General features: G+C 67.3%; 18 protein-coding genes. 3 read left to right on the forward strand and 15 right to left on the reverse strand.

Features of this window, described 5'->3' with window-relative positions; genetic code table 11:
* Positions 1–37: 37 nt before the first annotated feature.
* From tolB to aspS, 14 genes are all read right to left on the reverse strand, one after another.
* Positions 38–1360, reverse strand: coding sequence for a Tol-Pal system beta propeller repeat protein TolB (gene tolB, locus SOM39_RS04140; RefSeq protein WP_068853750.1), 1323 nt, complete (start codon positions 1358–1360; stop codon positions 38–40).
* Positions 1361–1514: 154 nt separating this feature from the next.
* On the reverse strand, positions 1515–2576 hold the full coding sequence (gene tolA / locus SOM39_RS04145) for a cell envelope integrity protein TolA (RefSeq protein WP_095364363.1): 1062 nt from the start codon (positions 2574–2576) through the stop codon (positions 1515–1517).
* Positions 2566–2994, reverse strand: a complete 429-nt coding sequence (tolR, locus tag SOM39_RS04150) for a protein TolR (RefSeq protein ID WP_068853752.1) — start codon at positions 2992–2994, stop codon at positions 2566–2568. The genes tolA and tolR overlap by 11 nt, the downstream gene beginning before the upstream one ends.
* A gap of 23 nt (positions 2995–3017) precedes the next feature.
* Positions 3018–3797 carry a protein TolQ gene (tolQ, locus tag SOM39_RS04155; protein ID WP_068853753.1) on the reverse strand — a complete coding sequence of 260 codons (780 nt, stop codon included), beginning with the start codon at positions 3795–3797 and terminating at the stop codon, positions 3018–3020.
* A gap of 10 nt (positions 3798–3807) precedes the next feature.
* Positions 3808–4239 (reverse strand): tol-pal system-associated acyl-CoA thioesterase, encoded by a 432-nt coding sequence (ybgC, locus tag SOM39_RS04160; RefSeq protein ID WP_095364364.1) that lies wholly within the window; start codon positions 4237–4239, stop codon positions 3808–3810.
* Entirely contained in the window at positions 4229–5269 is a 1041-nt protein-coding gene (gene ruvB, locus SOM39_RS04165) for a Holliday junction branch migration DNA helicase RuvB (protein ID WP_184126745.1), read from the reverse strand. Before ruvB ends, ybgC begins: the two co-directional genes overlap by 11 nt.
* A gap of 199 nt (positions 5270–5468) precedes the next feature.
* Positions 5469–7388, reverse strand: a complete 1920-nt coding sequence (locus tag SOM39_RS04170; RefSeq protein WP_068853756.1) for a potassium transporter Kup — start codon at positions 7386–7388, stop codon at positions 5469–5471.
* Between the two features lie 46 nt (positions 7389–7434).
* Entirely contained in the window at positions 7435–8025 is a 591-nt protein-coding gene (gene ruvA / locus SOM39_RS04175; protein WP_068853757.1) for a Holliday junction branch migration protein RuvA, read from the reverse strand.
* A 10-nt stretch (positions 8026–8035) separates the two neighbouring features.
* Complete coding sequence (ruvC, locus tag SOM39_RS04180) at positions 8036–8557, reverse strand: crossover junction endodeoxyribonuclease RuvC (RefSeq protein ID WP_184126845.1); 522 nt, start codon at positions 8555–8557, stop codon at positions 8036–8038.
* 77 nt (positions 8558–8634) lie between these two features.
* A complete protein-coding gene (locus SOM39_RS04185; protein ID WP_068853759.1) occupies positions 8635–9366 on the reverse strand; it encodes a YebC/PmpR family DNA-binding transcriptional regulator in 732 nt (243 codons plus the stop codon).
* Between the two features lie 76 nt (positions 9367–9442).
* On the reverse strand, positions 9443–10075 hold the full coding sequence (locus SOM39_RS04190; RefSeq protein ID WP_320457557.1) for an esterase/lipase family protein: 633 nt from the start codon (positions 10073–10075) through the stop codon (positions 9443–9445).
* Between the two features lie 95 nt (positions 10076–10170).
* On the reverse strand, positions 10171–10692 hold the full coding sequence (locus SOM39_RS04195) for a GNAT family N-acetyltransferase (protein WP_320457558.1): 522 nt from the start codon (positions 10690–10692) through the stop codon (positions 10171–10173).
* Between the two features lie 20 nt (positions 10693–10712).
* Entirely contained in the window at positions 10713–11054 is a 342-nt protein-coding gene (locus tag SOM39_RS04200) for a DNA primase (protein WP_320457559.1), read from the reverse strand.
* 88 nt (positions 11055–11142) lie between these two features.
* Positions 11143–12894 carry an aspartate--tRNA ligase gene (aspS, locus tag SOM39_RS04205; RefSeq protein WP_093533745.1) on the reverse strand — a complete coding sequence of 584 codons (1752 nt, stop codon included), beginning with the start codon at positions 12892–12894 and terminating at the stop codon, positions 11143–11145.
* A 158-nt stretch (positions 12895–13052) separates the two neighbouring features.
* Here aspS and SOM39_RS04210 point away from each other — a divergent pair, with 158 nt between their 5' ends.
* Positions 13053–13985, forward strand: coding sequence for a DUF3011 domain-containing protein (locus tag SOM39_RS04210; protein WP_320457560.1), 933 nt, complete (start codon positions 13053–13055; stop codon positions 13983–13985).
* Between the two features lie 42 nt (positions 13986–14027).
* Here SOM39_RS04210 and SOM39_RS04215 read toward each other — a convergent pair whose 3' ends face one another.
* Positions 14028–14669 (reverse strand): hypothetical protein, encoded by a 642-nt coding sequence (locus SOM39_RS04215; protein WP_320457561.1) that lies wholly within the window; start codon positions 14667–14669, stop codon positions 14028–14030.
* A gap of 123 nt (positions 14670–14792) precedes the next feature.
* Between SOM39_RS04215 and SOM39_RS04220 the strand changes: the two genes are divergently transcribed.
* Both SOM39_RS04220 and ggpS read left to right on the forward strand, forming a co-directional pair.
* The gene (locus tag SOM39_RS04220) at positions 14793–16064 is read left to right on the forward strand and encodes an MFS transporter (RefSeq protein ID WP_320457562.1); all 1272 of its coding nucleotides are present in this window, start codon (positions 14793–14795) and stop codon (positions 16062–16064) included.
* Positions 16065–16126: 62 nt separating this feature from the next.
* On the forward strand, positions 16127–18370 hold the full coding sequence (gene ggpS, locus SOM39_RS04225) for a glucosylglycerol-phosphate synthase (RefSeq protein WP_320457665.1): 2244 nt from the start codon (positions 16127–16129) through the stop codon (positions 18368–18370).

The raw sequence follows: 18370 nt of genomic DNA on the forward strand, positions 1-18370 counted from the left end.
GATGTAGGGATGAATACGTGCGGATCTTAACACTCTGTTAGCGCTTTGTACGGTATGGCGACCAAGAAGGTTCGCGGACATCACCGTCGGCCAGTACCAGCCGCTGGCGCACGCGCGCATCAGCCGACACGGCATACAACACTCCACGACCACCCTCGCGGGCGGCATACAGCACCATGCTTGCGTTGGGCGCAAACGTGGGGGACTCGTCAAGCGAACCCGGCGACAGCGTGCTCCAGCGCGGCGAGCCCAGGCTGCTGTCCATCATCGCGATCTTGTAGGTATTGCCGCTGCCCTGCGCCACGACCAGCTTCTTGCCGTCGTAGGACATGCTCGGGGTGGCGTTGTAGTTGCCCTGGAAGGTCACGCGCGAGGCGCTGCCACCACTGGAGGAGACCTGGTAGATCTGCGGGCGGCCGCCACGGTCGGAGGTGAAGTAGACGCTGGAACCGTCTGCGCTCCAGGTCGGCTCGGTGTCGATGGCGAAGTGGTTGGTGAGCTGGGTGAGCTGCTTGCTGCCCAGGTCCATCACGTAGATTTCCGGGTTGCCGCTGCGCGACAGCGACAGGGCCAGGCGGCGGCCGTCCGGGGAGAACGACGGGGCGCTGTTGATGCCGCGGAAGCTGGTGACCAGCTCACGGGCGCCGGTGGCGATGTTCTGGATGTAGATCGCCGAATTGCCACGCTCGAAGCTGACGTAGGCCAGGCGGTTGCCATCCGGGCTCCACGAGGGCGACAGCAGCGGTTCGGCCGAACGCACGATGGTCTGCGGGTTGAAGCCGTCCGAATCGGCCACCATCAGCGCGTAGCGCATGGCATCGCCCTTGCCGCTGGCGGTGACATAGGCAATGCGGGTCCAGAAGGCGCCGCGCACACCAGTGATCTTTTCGTAGATGGCGTCGGCCATCTGGTGGGCGACGTCGCGCATGGCATTGCCACGGGCGGTCATCGCCAGGCCCAGCAGGCGCTCGCCCTTGGGCACGTCATACAGCTCGTATTCGACGCGGTAGGCGCCGGCACCGGCGTCCATGACCCGGCCGACCACGATGTAGTTCTGCTTCAGCGCGCGCCAGGTGGCGAACTGGATCTCGCCGCCACGGGTGGGCTTTTCGACGATCTGCGCTTCGGGCAGGGTGCGGAACTGGCCGGAACGCTCCAGGTCAGCGCGAACCACCTGCGCCACGTCGGTCTGCGGGGCGGCGGCCGAGCCCTGGTAGGGCATGGGCACCACGGTGATGGGCAGCGCGGAGGCGTTGCCGCCGATGATGTCGATGTCCAGGCCCCTCTGCTGCGCAGCGGCGGCAAGTGGCAGGAACAACAAAGCCGCGAACACGGCAAACCAGCGAGGCATCTTCTTCATGGGCGCTCTATAGGGGGAAAACCAGAACGAGGGATAACAGCAGTGCAGTGAACGGTTTCGCAATCATGAACCAACCGGGTGTGAAATCCGAGTGGTCATGCGACGAAAAATCACGTGTCATTAACGAAACCGGGCACGGCCTGCCCGCCCGGGATCAGTTGTCCTGGGCGGTAAAGGTGAAGTTGAGCTGGCGCGAGAACACCTCTTCGAAGCCGCGGTACGGCAGCGGCTGGGCGTTGAGCACGGCCGCTTCGATCGAACGGCGGCCGGCCTCGTCGAACGGGCAATCCGGGCTGACCTTGGCCGAATTCACGTTGCCACCGGGCAGCTGCACGATCACGATCTTGCAGCGCTGGCCGAACGGCACGTTGTCCGGGCGGGTCCACGCCGCCAGCACCTTCTGCTGGATCGCTGCCGCGTACTTGGCCCGCAGGTCGTCGCTGGTACCGCCGCCGCCTGCGGCCGGCTGGGCGGCGCCGCTGGAACCGGCGGTGGACTGCCCTGCGGCGGCACGCGCGGCAGCCAGCTGGCGCAGCTTCTGCTCGGCGAGCTTCGCTTCCTTCTCGGCGGCCTCGCGGCGGCTGCGGATCTCGGCGATCTTCTTCTGGCGCTCGGCTTCTGCCTTGACGTCGTTGGCCTTCTGCTCCTGCTCGGCCAGCTTCTTCTTCTGCGCGGCCTCTTCCTGCTGCTTGGCCAGACGCAGTTTCTGCTCGGCCTCTTCCACGCGCTTGCGCTCGGTCAGGTCGATCTGCTCCTGGCGCCGCTTGGCTTCCTGCTCCTGCTTGGCCTTCTCGGCCGAGATCGACATCGCGTTGACCGCGGCCTGGTCGACGGTGTCGGGCTGGGCGATGCGTTCCTGGGCGTTTTGCTGCTGCGGAGTGGGCGCGTCCTGCGGGCGCGGCTCGGGCAGCGGCTGCGGCGGCGGCACGGTGTCTTCTTCCACCGGGATCGGCTCGGCCACCGGCTCGGGCAGGTCAGGCAGTTTTTCCGAGGCGCGCAGCGCCTGGCGTGCCGCAGCGGCTTCCGAGGCCGACAGCTGCAGGCTGGCTTCAATGGCCGGATCGCCGGCGGCCGCTTCGGTGCTGCGCTGGGGTGACCACAGCCAGGCGGCGATGAACACCAGCGCAAGCAGCACGTGGACCAGGATCGCCAGGGCGATCGGCAGGCCCCACTCGCCTTCCGGCTGGCGCTGCGGTGGCAGGGCTTCAGCGTGCATCGGTCGCCAGGCCCACCTTTTCCACGTTGGCGCGCTTGATCACGTCCATCGCCGCGACCACCTTTTCATAGGCCACGGCCTTGTCGGCGGCCACGATCACGCGCAGGTTCTTGTCCTGTGCGGCGAGCGCGCCGAGCTGGGCCTGCAGCTGGCCGGCGTCCATCGGCGCCGGCTCCTTGGCTTCCGGCAGCTTCAGGCTGAGCTGGCCGTCCAGGCGCACCGAGACGATCACCGGGTCCTGCTTGCTCTCCAGCGCCTTGGCCTGCGAACTGGGCAGGTCCACTTCAAAGCTCAGGGTGAGCAGCGGCGCGGTGACCATGAAGATGATCAACAACACCAGCATGACGTCGATGTACGGCACGACGTTGATTTCGGATTTGAGCTTGCGGCGCTTGCGGCGGCCGATGGCAGCGGTCATGGCGTGATCCTTGTGCTGGGCGCTTACTCGTCGCCCGCGGACTGGCGCTGCAGGATCGAGCTGAACTCTTCGGCGAAGGTCTCGAAGCGGACCGACAGGCGCTCGACGCGGGTGGTGAAGCGGTTGTAGGCCCACACCGCCGGGATGGCCACGAACAGGCCGATGGCGGTGGCGAACAGGGCTTCGGAAATACCCGGTGCAACCGAGGCGATACCGGCCTGCTCACCGCTGTTGATCATGTCGTGCATGGTCACCATGATGCCGAACACGGTGCCCACCAGGCCCACGTAGGGGGCGGTGGAACCGATGTTGGCCAGCAGCTCCAGGCTGCGTTCCATCTGGTCCACTTCACGGGTGAAGGTGGTGCGCATGGCGCGCTGGGCGCCTTCGAGCTGGGCGCGGCCATCCAGCCGGCGCTTGTCGCGCAGGCGGGTGAATTCGCGGAAACCGGCCTCGAAGATTGCCTCCAGGCCGCCCACCTTGCGATTGCGGTCGGTGGCAGCGCTGTACAGCTTGCCCAGGTCGGCACCGGACCAGAAGCGGCTTTCGAACTCATCGGCTTCGCGGTTGGCGGCGTTGAACACGCGCGCCTTGCGGAAGATGATCACCCAGCTGATGAACGAGCCGGCCAGCAGCAGCAGCACGATGATCTTCACCGGCAGGCTGGCCTTGATCATCAGGTCCAGGTAATTGATGCCACCGCCGTGCGCGGCTTGGGCGACGGTCTGCGACGCGGCGCTGGTGACTTCCTGCGGCAGCGCTTCGACCACCGTGGCCTGCAGGGCCAGGAGCATTCCGATCATCCGTTGTTCCTCAATATGCGGCTATTTGAATTACGTGGGGTTTCAGCGCGGCGTGGAGAGCATCGTCCATGCCGCGCGGCTTGAATGTGGCAGCGTCCAGTGCCGCGATTTTCACCTGCGCGGTCAGCAGCGTTTCATCGCCGCGACACACCGCCTGGTCGAACACCATGCTGGCGCGCTTGCACTGCACCAGCGTGGCGGTCACCGCCAGCGCGTCGTCCAGCCGCGCCGGCTTGAGGAACTCCATGGTCATCGACCGGACCGCGAACACCAGGCCATGCTCGGTGCGGGTGCGTTCCTGGCCGTAGCCCAGGGCCCGCATCCATTCGGTGCGCGCCCGCTCCATGAAGGCCACGTAGCGGGCGTGGTAGACCACCCCGCCAGCGTCGGTATCTTCCCAATATATGCGTGTCGGCCAACTGAACCGCAGGTCAACCGACATCCGGCACCTCCGCGAACAGGTCGGCCGGGGGATTCTTCGGCTTCAGCCCCAGGTGGCGGTAGGCCTTCTGGGTAGCCATGCGGCCGCGCGCGGTGCGCACCAGGAAGCCCTGCTGGATCAGGTAGGGTTCGACCACATCTTCCAGGGTGCCGCGCTCTTCGGACAGCGCCGCGGCCATCGATTCCACGCCTACCGGGCCGCCGTCGAAGTAATCGATCAGCGTGCGCAGCATGCGCCGGTCGAGGTCGTCGAAGCCTTCCGGGTCCACTTTCAGCATCTGCATGGCGGCCTGCGCCACGTCCTGGTCGATATGGCCGGCGGCCTTGACCTGGGCGTAGTCGCGCACCCGGCGCAGCAGCCGGTTGGCGATGCGCGGGGTGCCGCGCGAACGCCGCGCGATTTCCGCCGCGCCATCGGCGGTGCAGTCGATGCCGAGGATGGCTGCCGAACGCCGGACGATCCTGGTCAGCTCTTCGGGGGTGTAGAACTCCAGCCGGTGCACGATGCCGAAGCGGTCGCGCAGCGGCGCGGTCAGCAGGCCGGCCCGGGTGGTGGCGCCGATCAGGGTGAACGGCGGCAGGTCGATTTTGATCGAGCGGGCCGCAGGCCCCTCGCCGATCATGATGTCGATCTGGAAATCTTCCATCGCCGGGTACAGCACTTCTTCCACCACCGGCGACAGGCGGTGGATTTCATCGATGAACAGCACGTCGTGCGGCTGCAGGTTGGTGAGCAGCGCGGCCAGGTCGCCGGCCTTTTCGATCACCGGCCCGGAGGTCACCCGCAGCGCCACGCCCAGCTCGTTGGCGATGACGTGGCTCAGGGTGGTCTTGCCCAGGCCCGGCGGCCCGAAGATCAGCACATGGTCCAGCGCATCGCCACGGGCCTTGGCCGCTTCGATGTAGATCGACAGCTGCTCGCGCACGGGCGCCTGGCCAAGGTAATCGGCCATGCGCTTGGGGCGGATGCTGGCGTCGGTGGTGTCATCCTCGCGGGTGGCACCGGCGCCGATGATGCGGTCGTCGGTCATTGCCCGATTATGAAGCAATGACGCATGTTTCGGGGCTTCCTGCGGGCCGGCCAACGGCCGGCGCTACCGACGACGTGTCTGGGGGAGAGCCCACTTGTTGTTGAAGGGGGCGCGCCAACGGCGCGGGGATAAGGCGGAATGCCCCGGGACCCGAGGTTTGCAAAGCAAACCTTGGGCCGCAGGTCGAGGTCTGACGCAGTCAGATCTCGACCTGCGCGCCCAGCTCTACGAGGCGATTTCCTGGGATCCGGAAGAACCCGGTCGCCGGCGCCGCGTTCCGGTGCATCAGCGCGAACAGCTTGTCGCGCCAGATCGGCATGCCGCGGTTGGCGGTGGCCACGATGGTCTCGCGGCTGGCGAAGAAGGTGGTGTCCATCGGGTCGAAGTAGATCCCGCCGTGGTCGCACGAGCGCATCAGCGCCAGCGGCACGTCCGGGGTTTCCATGAACCCGAAGCGCACGAACACGCGGTAGAACTCATCGCCCACCGATTCGATCTTCAGGCGCTTGCCTTCCATCGCATACGGAATGGGCAGGGTTTCCACGTGCAGGAACACGTTGCGCTCGTGCAGCACCTTGTTGTGCTTGAGGTTGTGCATCAGCGCGTGCGGGGCCACCGAGGGGTCGGCGGTGAGGAACACCGCCGTGCCCGGCACCCGTACCGGCGGGGCCAGCATCAGCCCGGGCAGGAAGGTATCCAGCCGGATGCCGTCCTTGCGGATCTCATCGCGCAGCAGCTCGCGGCCACGCCGCCAGGTGCGCATCATGGTGAACAGCACGATGCCCAGCACCACTGGGAACCACGCGCCCTGCAGCAGCTTGGCGCCGTTGGCGATCACAAAGCCCAGGTCGATGATGAAGAACACCACGCACAGCGGGATGATCCAGTAACGCGAGGTCGGCCACAGCGCGCGGGCCACCAGTGCCAGCAGCAGGGTATCGATGAGCATCGTGGCCGACACCGAGATGCCGTAGGCCACCGCCAGGTTGGAGGAGCTGCGGAAGGCCAGCACCAGCCCGATCACCATCACCGCGATACCCCAGTTGATGCCCGGGATGTAGATCTGGCCGATGGTGTCGTGCGAGGTATGGGTGATGCGCATGCGCGGGATGTAGCCCAGCTGCATGGCCTGGCGCGAGACCGAGAACGCGCCGGTGATGACCGACTGCGAGGCGATCACCGCGGCCATGGTGGCCAGGATGATCATCGGGTACAGCGCCCACTCCGGCACCGCCTCGAAGAACGGGTTCTTCACCGCTTCGGGATTGTTGAGCACCAGCGCGCCCTGCCCCAGATAGTTCAGCACCAGGCACGGCAGCACGAAGAAATACCAGGCGTGGCGGATCGGCTTGGCCCCGAAGTGGCCCATGTCCGCATACAGCGCCTCGCCACCGGTCACCGCCAGCACCACCGCACCGAGGATGAAGATGCCGTGCCAGCCATGCTCCATGAAGAAGCGCAGCGCCCACATCGGGTTGAAGGCCTTGAGCACTTCGGGCGAATCCACGATGTTCCAGATGCCGATCGCGGCCAGCGAAATGAACCAGATCGAGGTGATCGGCCCGAACAGCTTGCCGATCTTCTCGGTGCCGAAGCGCTGCACGGCGAACACCGCCAACAGCACCACCACGGTGATCGGTACGATGAAGGCATGCAGGCCCGGTGCGGCGACTTCCAGGCCCTCCACCGCGCCCAGTACGGAAATGGCGGGGGTGATCACGCCGTCGCCGAAGAACAGCGAGGCGCCGAAGATGCCCAGGATGCCCACCACGTAGGCCGAGCGCGACCCGTGGCGGAGGGTGCGCTGGGTCAGCGCCATCAACGCCATGATGCCGCCCTCGCCGTCGTTGTCGGCGCGCATGATGATGGTGACGTACTTCAGCGTCACCACGATGTTCAGCGCCCAGAACGCGAGCGAGAGCACGCCCAGCACGGTGTCGTGGTCGCTGTTGAGGCCGTAATGCGGCGAGAACGCTTCCTTCAGGGTATACAGCGGGCTGGTACCGATGTCGCCGAACACCACGCCGATGGCGCCGACGATCAGGGCCAGGCCGCTGGCGGCCGGCGCATGGCCGTGCCCGTGCTGGCCGCTGTCGTGCTGGGTGGAAGAGGTGGACATGGGACTCCGGGAGGGCGTCGGTCGGTAGGGAAAAAGGCCGGCGCGCTCAGCGCAGCGCGGCCTGCAGGGCCTTGCGGATCACGGTGGCGACATCATCGCCCTCGGCGTTGGCATCGCGCGCCATGCGCGCGGCCTCGGTCGGCTTGTAACCCAGCTGCTGCAGGGCCACGGTGGCTTCGGAGACCGGGTCGGTGGCCGGCGCTGCGCCGGCAATGGGCGCGCCGCCGCCGCCAAAATTGGCCGCGCGGTCGCGCAGTTCCAGCACCATGCGCTCGGCGGTCTTCTTGCCGATGCCCGGAATGCGGGTCAGCGCGGTGATGTCACCGGCCTGCACCATCTTCGCGAACTCATCCACGCTCACCCCGGACAGCACCGCCAGCGCGATCTTGGCGCCGATGCCGCTGACCTTCTGCACGTCGCGGAACAACCGGCGCTCGCCCTCGCGCAGGAAGCCATACAGCGACACGCTGTCTTCCTTCTGCGCGTAGTGGGTGAACAGGGTGACCTCGCGGCCCAGTTCGGGCAGGTCGTAGAAGGTGCTCATCGGCGCCTCCAGTTCGTAGCCGACGCCGTTGACGTCGATCAGCAGCCACGGCGGCGCCTTGTACGCCACGATCCCACGCAGACGACCAATCATGCAGATGTCCTCATTTCCGGCTCCAGGCCTGGCGGGCATTGACGCCCAGGCGCTGCGCCGTTGCCCTTACGTGGGCGTGGGTGATCGCCACGGCCAACGCGTCGGCGGCGTCGGCCTGCAGCCTGGTTTTCAGGTTGAGCATAAGCCCGACCATGTGTTGGACCTGTTGCTTCTCCGCCCCGCCCCGGCCCACCACCGCCAGCTTGATCTCGCTGGCCGCGTATTCGTGCACCGGCAGGTCGCGCATGACCACCGCCGAGATCGCCGCGCCGCGGGCCTGGCCCAGCTTCAGGGCCGAATCCGGGTTGCGCGCCATGAACACCTTCTCGATGGCCACTTCGTGCGGGCGGTATTCCTCCACCAGCGCGTTGAGCCCCAGCACCAGCAGCTTCATGCGGTTGGGGAAGTCGTCGGCGCCCAGCAGCACCAGCGGCAGGTGGTGCACGTGCAGCACTCTGCCGGTGGGGTCCACATCAATGATGCCCACCCCGGTGCGTTGCGAACCGGGGTCGATGCCGAGGATGCGGATCATGCGTGGAACGTCGGGAGTCATCATGGTCCGCATTGTCCGCCCCCGACGTCGCACTTGGCGAGACGGGGGCATGGACGTCAGGCGTAGGCGTCCGCGCCGAGGTCGGCGTTGGAGAACACGTCCTGCACATCGTCCAGGTCTTCCAGCATGTCCAGCAGCTTCTTGACCTGCAGGGCGGTGTCGCCCTCGACCTTGATGTCGTTGTCGGCGCGGAAGGTCAGCTCGGCGTGGTCCGGCTTCAGCCCACCGGCCTCCAGCGCATCCTTGACCGCGTGGTACATGTCCGCCGCGGTCAGCACGTCGATGGCGCCGTCTTCCGGGTACACCACGATGTCATCGGCGCCGGCCTCGATGGCCGCCTCGGTCACCGCGTCCTCGTTGGCGCCGCCGGCGAAGTGCAGCACGCCCATGCGCTTGAACATGAAGGACACCGAGCCTTCGGTGCCCATGTTGCCGCCGCACTTGCTGAACGCGTGGCGGACATCGGCCACGGTGCGCACGCGGTTGTCGGTCAGGCAGTCCACGATCACGGCCACGCCACCGGGGGCATAGCCCTCGTAGCGGATCTCTTCGTATTCAACGCCTTCCAGCTCGCCGGTGGCCTTCTTGATGGCCCGTTCGATCACGTCCTTGGACATGTTCGAGGCCAGGCCCTTGTCCATGGCCACCCGCAGGCGCGGGTTGTTGTTGGGGTCGCCTCCACCGCCGCGCGCGGCTACGCCGATCTCACGGATGATCTTGGTGAAAATCTTGCCGCGCTTCGCGTCAGACGCGTTTTTGCGGTTTTCGATGGAAGGGCCTCTACCCATGGGTGTTTCCGTGCTTGCGTCAGGAACAGGGCGCGGATTCTACCTGATCGGCCGCCCTCACCGTGTTAGCCGGGACTCAGGCGGCGTGCGCGGCCGGGTCCGGGCGGAAGCAGCCATCGCGCAGGAACGCGGCGGTCTGGCGGGCGGCGTCCGGGGAAAACACCAGCCCGCTGTGGCTGGCGGCCACCACGCAGTGGTCGGCCAGGCCCGGCAGGCGGGTCTCATCCAGCGCCACGGTGCCGTCGGAGGCGTCGCCACAGGCACCCAGCAGGCTGCCCAGCCCATGCGGCACGGAACCGGCGATCAGCCCGACCTGCGCCCTGCCCTCCCAGGCCGGCAGGCCATCGAGCAGCAGTTCGCTGCTGCGGCCCAGTGCCAGCGACCAGCCATGCTCGGCCAGCGAACGGGCGGTGCCGCTGCCGCGCAGCGGCGAGCCCAGGCAGACCACCCGCGACACCGGCAGGTCCGGCTGGCGGCGCAGGGCCTCCAGCGCCACCAGACCACCCAGGCTGTGCCCGACCAGCGCTACCGGGCCGCTGTCCTGCAGCCGCTTCAACAGCTGCGGCACGGCCACGTCGGGGCCGCCGAACACGCTGGCGTAGCCGAAGGTATCCACGCTGAAGCCGCGCGCGCGCAGGCGCCAGGCCAACGGGCCAACCCAGGCGCGGGCATTCCAGATGCCGTGCAGCAGTAAAACGGGGGGAGTCATGTGCTCAGCGTAGCCGGTGCGAAACCGTTCCAGAGGTAGCCAACGGTGCCATTAGACAAATGGACGAAGGAACGGCGGGTGAAACCCGCCGCCGTTCAGGTCGCCTGCGGCGGGCGGCGCAGGATGAACTCAAGGTCGCGCACCTGGCCGACCGGGAATTCGTAGGTACCCACCTTGCTGAACCCATAGCGGGCGTAGAAACGCTGGGCGCCGAAGTTCTCCGACCACACCCCCAGCCAAAGGGTGCGCGGGCCGTTGCGCTCCAGCCAGGTCAGCGCGGTTTCCAGCAGGCGGCTGCCCCAACCGCAGCTCTGCTGTTCCTTGATCAGGTACAGCCGCTTGAGCTCGCCGTCACCCGGTTTCACGTCCGGGTGCGGCAGGCCACAGGGGCCGGCGGCGGCGTGGCCGACCGCCACGCCATCCAGCTCGAGCAGCCACACGGCGTAATCGGGGTGGGACAGGATCACGCGCTGGCGGTCTTCCGCGTAGGCCTCGTCCAGGAAGTCCTGCAGGTCCTGGGCCTGGTACAGGTGGCCGAAGGTTTCCACGAAGGTACGGGTAGCCAGCACCGACAGGGTCGGTGCGTCATCGGGGCCGGCGCGGCGGATGGTGTACATGGACGGGTACGGGGCAGGCCTCAGGCCTGCGTCCCCTTGGCGGCGTCTTCCTCTTCGCCGTCTTCTTCGTCCTCTTCCTCGTACTCCTCCTCGTCTTCCTCGTCCTCCTCGTCCTCTTCCTCGCCCTCTTCGTACTCTTCGTCTTCTTCCTCTTCGTCGTCCTCGTAATCCTCGACGCCGAAGTCCTCACCGTCCCAGCGGCCTTCGCCATCGGCGACGAAGGTCAGCGCCATCGCGGCCGGGTTGGTCCCCACGCGCACCAGCCAGCCACCGAACACGCGGGCGCGTTCGGTCACCAGGTTGGCATCGGCGCCTTCATTGCCCAGCTTTTCCCATTCCAATACGAACGCGAACTCGGTCATTACCTGGATCTCCTGAGCGATGTGACGGTGAGGGGGGCCGGCCAACGGCCGGCGCTACCGGGAGGGGTGCGATCGGACGATCGCGGAATCAGTTTTTCCGCGGGCGGACCTGGATGTGCACTTCGGCCAGCTGCTCGTCCGGGATCGGCGACGGGGCGCCGGTCATCAGGCACTGCGCGCCGGTGGTCTTCGGGAACGGGATCACGTCGCGGATCGATTCGGTGCCGGCCATCAGCGCCGCAATGCGGTCGATGCCGAAGGCGATGCCACCGTGCGGCGGCGCGCCGAAACGCAGCGCATCAAGCAGGAAGCCGAACTTGGCCTCGGCCTCTTCGGCGCCGATGCCCAGCAGCTCGAACACCGTGCTCTGCATGTCCGAGCGGTGGATACGGATCGAACCGCCACCGATCTCGTTGCCGTTGAGCACCATGTCGTAGCCGCGCGACACGGCCGTCTTCGCATTGGCGCGCAGGTCGGCGATGTCATCCACCGCCGGAGCGGTGAAGGGGTGATGCAGGGCGACGTAGCGCTGGGCTTCGTCGTCGTACTCGAACATCGGGAAGTCGGTAACCCACAGCGGCGCCCAGCCGTCGGCGACCAGGTTGAAGTCCTTGCCGGCCTTCAGGCGCAGCGCGCCCATGAAGTCGGACACCTTGTTGTAGCCGCCGGCGCCGAAGAAGACGATGTCGCCGTTACCGGCGCCGACGTGGGCGACCAGCGCGGCGAAGGCCTCTTCGCTGAAGAACTTGGCGATGGGCGAGCTGACTTCGCCGTTCTCGGCGATCTTGATGTAGGCCAGGCCCTTGGCGCCGTACTTGGCGGCGTGCGCGGCGTACTCATCGATCTGCTTGCGCGACAGGCTGGCACCGCCCGGGATGCGCAGCGCGGCGACGCGGCCATCGGCATCATTGGCGGCGGCGGTGAACACCGGGAATTCGCTGGCCTTGACCAGCTCGGCCACGTCCACCAGCTCCAGCGCGATGCGCAGGTCCGGCTTGTCCGAGCCATAGCGACGCATCGCCTCGGCCCAGGTCATGCGCGGGAAGCTGGCAGCCAGCTCCACGTCGACCACTTCCTTGAAGATCGCGCGGATCATGCCTTCCACGTAGTCCTGCACGTCGCGCTCGCGCACGAAGGCGAATTCCATGTCCAGCTGGGTGAATTCCAGCTGGCGGTCGGCGCGCAGCGCTTCGTCGCGGAAGCAGCGCGCAATCTGGTAGTAGCGGTCGAAGCCAGCCACCATCAGGATCTGCTTGAACAGCTGCGGCGACTGCGGCAGGGCGTAGAACTCGCCCGGGTGCATGCGCGCCGGCACCAGGAAGTCGCGTGCGCCTTCCGGGGTGGCCTTGGTCAGGATCGGGGTTTCGATGTCCTGGAAGCCGTCGCCATCGAGGTGGCGGCGCAGCGCCTGCACCAGCTTGATGCGGGTGCGCTGCATGCGCTGCATTTCCGGGCGGCGCAGGTCCAGGTAACGGTACTTCAGGCGGGTTTCTTCGCCCGGGTTCTCGTGGGCGTGGAACGGCAGCGGTTCGGCCTTGTTGAGCACGGTGATGCGGGTGGCGACGATCTCGACCTGGCCGGTACGGATCTTGTCGTTCACCGCATGGCGCCTGCGCACCACGCCTTCCACCTGCAGCACGTCCTCGTAGCCGAGGCTGGCGGCGACCTTGAACACGTCCGCGTTCTCAGGCTCCACCGTCACCTGCACGATGCCCTCATGATCGCGAAGATCGATGAAGCACACGCCGCCCAGGTTGCGGGCAACGTCGGTCCAGCCGGCGAGGGTGACAGTCTGGCCAATCAGGGTCTCGTCGACCAGGCCACAGAAGTGGGTACGCATGGGGGTAAAGCTCCGCAGGAGATTGCCGGCGCCAGGCGGCACCGGTCAGCCCGTTATTCTGCGGCCGGCGACCCGATCGGGCAAATCCGGACGGTCACACGGGCTTAATACGACCCGTACCTATAGTCCGCGCACCACCATGCGCAAGGGGATTTGCCATGAACCGCCTCGCTGTCGCTTGTTTCACCGCCCTGCTGGCCTGCGGCGCCCCGTCGCTGCAGGCCCAGGCCCAGGTCAATGCCCGGGCCTACGCCCCGGAGAACCTCCGCACCCTGTCGGTCCAGGACCAGCAGCGGGTCATTGCCCAGGAATACGCCGAACAGTCCGGGGGGCGGCGCATCCCCGACGACCAGATGCGCTTCTACCTGGACCAGGTGAACCGCTCGTCCTGGGGCTTTTCCCGGATCAAGCAGGACATCGCCACCTCGCTGGGCGGCTCCGGCGGCGGATGGAACCCCGGCGGCGGCGGCAACAATGGGGTGGTCCGCTGCGAAAGCAACGACAACCGCCAGCGGGTCTGCACCACCGGCTGGCGCAGCGCGCGCCTGTCCCGGCAGATCTCCGGCACCCGCTGCGTGGAAGGCAACAACTGGGGCTCCCGCAATGGCCAGGTCTGGGTCAGCGGCGGCTGCCGGGCCGAATTCGTCGAAGGCCGTGGGGGCGGCTGGGGGCCGGGTACCGGCGGCCCCGGCACCACCATCCGCTGCGAAAGCAACGACAACCGCGAGCGCAGCTGCCCTACCCCGTGGCGCAATGCCGCACTGGTCCGGCAGATCTCCGGCTCGGCCTGCGTGCAGAACCAGACCTGGGGCATGCGCGGCAACGCCATCTGGGTCACCCGCGGCTGCCGCGGCGAATTCGCCGAATCGCGCGGCAACTGGGGCGGCGGCGGAGGCGGCAGCAACTACAGCGTGACCTGCAGCAGCAACGGCAACCGCCAGCAGACCTGCGCGTGGGATTCACGCCAAGGCAGGCCAGTGCTGCTGGAGCAGCTGTCGGGCAGCAGTTGCGTAGAGAACCGCAGCTGGGGCTATCGGCCGAGCATGGTGTGGGTCAGCAACGGGTGCCGGGCGAGGTTCGGCGCGCGTTGACGGGAACGCGGCCCGACCAACGGTCGGGCCCTACCGGCGCGGCTATTTGTTGGTCGGCTCGGTGTCCGCGCCCCAGGGCGCGGGCGGCAACGCCACCGGGTGGGCGAGGTCGAACACCACCTGGAACCGGCGTCCACCCGGGCGGGTGAGCTCGTACACGAACGTCTTGTCCGGCTCGATTTCCATCGCCCACGTATTGGTCACCGACGCCTCCATGCCGGCCTTGCGGAACATCGCCACCGAATCGGCATCCACCGGGAACGACTGGCGCTGCGCGGTGCCGGGCGGTGCACTGTCGCCACCGTACATCGTGACCGCGTCCGGACTGCCATCTGCATGGCGGTGATCGTGCTTGAGGCGCAGGCCGGTATCGGTACGGCTCAGCACCCAGGTGCGCGAATGATCGTCACCCACATGGAAGGGAATGCGCAGCGTATGCGAGGCGTCATCGCAGCCGCGCACATGCATCACCAGGCGCTTGCCGTCGAACGGGTCAGGCCCGGTGCCCTTTGGCTCGTTGACGGCGATATGGCCTTCAAACGCCTTGCCGCAATGCGCGGCAACAGCAGCGAGAAACGCGTCGGCCGGGGCCATCGCAACATCGTGGGCCACGCTGTCACGCTGGCCACCACACGCGGCGAGCAACGACGCAGCCGCGAGCGGCAGGAACTTGTACACAGTCATGCGGACACCGTAGCCCGCGTGGGCGCAATGCGCAAATCCGCGCCATCCGCGACAAGGGATTAATCATGTCTGTGTTAGGGTCGTTGTCGTGACCGGTTCGCCTTCCCCACGAAGGTCGCACGCGTGTTGCGGCTGACCGCCCTGCTGACGGGAGTAGCGCTGCTGTTGACCGGCAGCGGGCTTCTGGGCACCTTGCTGGCGGTGAGCGGCGGTGAAGCCGGCTTCGGTGCCGGTACGTTGGGCCTGGTGATGTCCGGTTATTTTGCCGGCTTCTTCATGGGCACCTTCTTCGCCCCGTCGCTGATCGGCCGTATCGGGCATATCCGTGCGTTCGCCTTCTTTGCCGCCCTCGCCGCCATCGCGGTGCTGCTGCATCCGCTGTGGCTCAACGCCTGGCTGTGGGGGCTGCTGCGCATCATCACCGGCATCGCGCTGGTGGGCCTGTACACGGTGATCGAAAGCTGGCTCAACGCCGAACCCGACCCGCGCCAGCGCAGCCGTGCGTTCTCGCTGTACATGGTGGTCAATCTTTCCGCGCTGGCGCTGGGCCAGATCCTGCTGATGGTCAGCAATGCGCCGGCCATGTCGATGTTCATGCTGATCGCCATGCTGGTCTGCGCCGCAGTGCTGCCGATCACCGCCACCCGGCTCACCCCACCGGAGGTGCCGTCGGTGCCGCGCCTGACGCTGTCGCGCCTGTACGCCATGGCGCCGGTGGCCACGGTCGCCGCCGGGCTGTCGGGCCTGGCCATGGGCGCGTTCTGGGGCCTGCTCCCGGTGTATGCCGGCGAGGTGGGCCTCGACAATGACGGCGTGGCCCGCTTCATGCTCACCGCCATTGCCGGCGGCGCGCTGCTGCAGTGGCCGCTGGGGCATATCAGCGACGGCCATGACCGGCGCGTCGGGCTGGTGGCGCTGTGCCTGGCCGCCGCCGGCATCGCGCTGGTGGCCGCGATGCCGATGATCCAACAGCAGACTTGGCTGTTGTTCGGGCTGTTCTTCTTCTATGGCGGCCTGGCGTTCGCGCTGTATCCCTTCGCGGTGGCGCACATGCTCGATTACCTGCCGCGCCAGGACCTGCTGTCGGGCTGCTCCAGCCTGCTGCTGGTGCACGGCGTGGGCGCGGCGTTCGGCCCGGCGCTGGCCGGTGCGGCCATGCAGCAGTTCGGCCCGGCCGCCCTGCCCCTGTATTTCGCCGCGGTGCTCGGCGTGCTGGCCCTGTTCACCACCGCGCGCCTGCTCAGTTTCGACCGGCTGCGCACGCACCCGGTGGTGTTCCGGCTGATGCTGCGCACCACGCCGGCGGCATTGGAATTGATGCCGGAAACGGACGTCGCTCCGCCGCCGGACACCCCTTCTCCCTCACCCAACGACACCGATAAGGAAGTGCATTGACTGTTTTGACACCCACCCCGTCCACCTCATCCCGCACGCCGGCGGCTCCCCCGGCCCAGCAACTGATTCTCGCCACCGACCTGGATGGCACCTTTCTCGCCGGCGATGCCGCCGCGCGCCACCGTCTGTACCGGCTGGTCGACCAGCACCCCGGTATCCGCCTGATCTTCATCACCGGCCGCGGCCTGGAAGCGGTGATGCCGCTGCTCTCCGATCCCGCCATTCCGCGCCCCGATTACGTTGTCTGCGATGTCGGCGCAACCGTGGTCGATGGCCACACCCTGCAGCCGCTGCAGCCCCTGCAATCGATGATCGACGCGCACTGGCCCGGCGAACAGGTGGTGGCCGCCGCGATGCGGCCGTTCACCGCGCTGCAGCGCCAGGACGTGCCGCAGGAGCGGCGATGCTCCTACTTCTGCGACCCGGCCACGCTGGCGCCGCTGCGCGCGCAGATCCAAGCAGCCGCGCAGGCGCTGGGCTGCGATGTGCTGTATTCAGCCGACCGCTACCTGGACATCCTGCCGCCGGACACCGACAAGGGCCGCACCCTGGCTGCGCTGGCGCGCCTGCTGGACCTGCCGCGTGACCGCATCCTGGTGGCCGGCGATACGCTCAACGACCTGTCGATGTACACCGCCGGCTTCCGCGGCGTATGCGTGGGCGATTCAGAACCGGCGCTCACCGCCGCCACCACCGGGCTGGCGCACACCTACCATGCGCAGGCACCGGGCTGCGGCGGCATCCTTGAGGCGATCGAGCACTTCGCCCTGCTGCCGGCCGATGATGCGTGGCTGAAGCCGCCAGCGGCCAAGCGCGCCGAAGGCGCCGACCTGGTGATGCTTTACCACCGCATGCCCTTCGACGAAGTGATGGAAGACGGCGTGCTGGTGCAGCGCCCACCGCGCTCACCCAACGGCATCATTCCCTCGCTGCTGAGCTTCTTCCAGGGCGGCCAGACCGGTTCGTGGGTGGCCTGGGGCATCGACGACCCCAAGCGCGGCCCGTTCCAGACCCATATGGCGGTGGACGCCGAGCGCTACCCCACGCTGACGGCCGCGCGCGTGCCACTGACCCGGCAGGAAGTGGACATCTTCTACAAGCGCTTCTCCAAGGAAGCGTTCTGGCCGATGCTGCATGTGTTCTGGGAACGCGCACGCTTCCGCGAGGATGACTGGCAGGTGTTCCTGAAGGTCAACCGGCGCTTCGCCGAAGCCACCGCCGCCGAAGCCGCACATGGCGCCACCGTGTGGATCCACGACTACAACCTGTGGATGGTGCCGGCCACCCTGCGCGAGCTGCGCCCGGACCTGAAGATCGCCTTCTTCCACCACACCTACTTCCCATCGGCTGATGTGTTCAACGTGGTGCCGTGGCGCCGCGAGATCATCGGCAGCCTGCTCTGCTGCGATTACATCGGCTTCCACATCCCGCGCCAGGTGGAGAACTTCGTGGATGTGGTGCGCGGTGCGATGCCGGCGGAGCGGTTGTCCTGGGAAAGCTGCGCGCCACGCTTCCTGACCTATGGCTGCGCGGTCGGGCTGGATACCATGACCACGCGCATCCGGGTCGGTGACCGTGAGGTGGCACTGGGTGCGCACCCGGTCGGCACGGACCTGCGCCGCATCCACGATGTGCTGGCCCGGCCCAGCGTGCGCAACGACATCTTCAAGCTGCGCCGTGAGATTGGTGCGCGCAAGCTGGTGCTGTCGGTGGAGCGGCTGGATTACACCAAGGGTACGCTGGCCAAGCTGGAAGCGTTCGAGCGCTTGCTGGAGCAGCATCCGGACCGCCAGGGCAAGGTCACCCTGCTGATGGTGTGCGTGCCGGCCGCGCGCGAGATGACCGTGTACCGCACGCTGCAGAACCAGATCGAACAAGCGGTGGGCCGTATCAACGGGCGCTTCTCGCGGCTGGACTGGACCCCCGTGCGCTTCTTCGCACAGGCATTGCCGTTCGAAGAGGTGGTGGCGCATTACGCGGCCGCGCAGGTGATGTGGATCACCCCACTGCGCGATGGTCTGAACCTGGTGGCCAAGGAGTTCGTGGCCACCCATGGCATCGAAGGCAGCAATGGCGTGCTGGTGTTGAGTGAATTCGCTGGCGCGGCGGCCGAGTTGAAGGGCGCGGTGCTGACCAACCCGCATGATCCGGCCGATCTCAGCGCCGGCCTGTTGCAGGCGCTGTCAATGCCCGACGAAGAAGCCAACGGCCGCATGCGCCAGCTGTTCGGCACCGTGGAGTACCACGATGTGGATCGCTGGGGGCGCGAGTTCCTTGATGCGGTCAAGGAAACCGGCAACGCCTGA

The sequence above is a fragment of the Stenotrophomonas sp. CFBP8994 genome, from assembly GCF_034044835.1.
Taxonomy (GTDB): domain Bacteria; phylum Pseudomonadota; class Gammaproteobacteria; order Xanthomonadales; family Xanthomonadaceae; genus Stenotrophomonas; species Stenotrophomonas rhizophila_A.

Coding starts and splice junctions, on each gene's coding strand:
- SOM39_RS04195 (WP_320457558.1), bottom strand. CDS start 10,692: ATGTACACCATCCGCCGCGCCGGCCCCGATGACGCACCGACCCTGTCG.
- SOM39_RS04190 (WP_320457557.1), bottom strand. CDS start 10,075: ATGACTCCCCCCGTTTTACTGCTGCACGGCATCTGGAATGCCCGCGCC.
- SOM39_RS04215 (WP_320457561.1), bottom strand. CDS start 14,669: ATGACTGTGTACAAGTTCCTGCCGCTCGCGGCTGCGTCGTTGCTCGCC.
- SOM39_RS04185 (WP_068853759.1), bottom strand. CDS start 9,366: ATGGGTAGAGGCCCTTCCATCGAAAACCGCAAAAACGCGTCTGACGCG.
- ruvA (WP_068853757.1), bottom strand. CDS start 8,025: ATGATTGGTCGTCTGCGTGGGATCGTGGCGTACAAGGCGCCGCCGTGG.
- ruvC (WP_184126845.1), bottom strand. CDS start 8,557: ATGATCCGCATCCTCGGCATCGACCCCGGTTCGCAACGCACCGGGGTG.
- tolR (WP_068853752.1), bottom strand. CDS start 2,994: ATGACCGCTGCCATCGGCCGCCGCAAGCGCCGCAAGCTCAAATCCGAA.
- SOM39_RS04170 (WP_068853756.1), bottom strand. CDS start 7,388: ATGTCCACCTCTTCCACCCAGCACGACAGCGGCCAGCACGGGCACGGC.
- SOM39_RS04200 (WP_320457559.1), bottom strand. CDS start 11,054: ATGACCGAGTTCGCGTTCGTATTGGAATGGGAAAAGCTGGGCAATGAA.
- tolB (WP_068853750.1), bottom strand. CDS start 1,360: ATGAAGAAGATGCCTCGCTGGTTTGCCGTGTTCGCGGCTTTGTTGTTC.
- SOM39_RS04210 (WP_320457560.1), top strand. CDS start 13,053: ATGAACCGCCTCGCTGTCGCTTGTTTCACCGCCCTGCTGGCCTGCGGC.
- aspS (WP_093533745.1), bottom strand. CDS start 12,894: ATGCGTACCCACTTCTGTGGCCTGGTCGACGAGACCCTGATTGGCCAG.
- ruvB (WP_184126745.1), bottom strand. CDS start 5,269: ATGACCGACGACCGCATCATCGGCGCCGGTGCCACCCGCGAGGATGAC.
- tolQ (WP_068853753.1), bottom strand. CDS start 3,797: ATGATCGGAATGCTCCTGGCCCTGCAGGCCACGGTGGTCGAAGCGCTG.
- ybgC (WP_095364364.1), bottom strand. CDS start 4,239: ATGTCGGTTGACCTGCGGTTCAGTTGGCCGACACGCATATATTGGGAA.
- tolA (WP_095364363.1), bottom strand. CDS start 2,576: ATGCACGCTGAAGCCCTGCCACCGCAGCGCCAGCCGGAAGGCGAGTGG.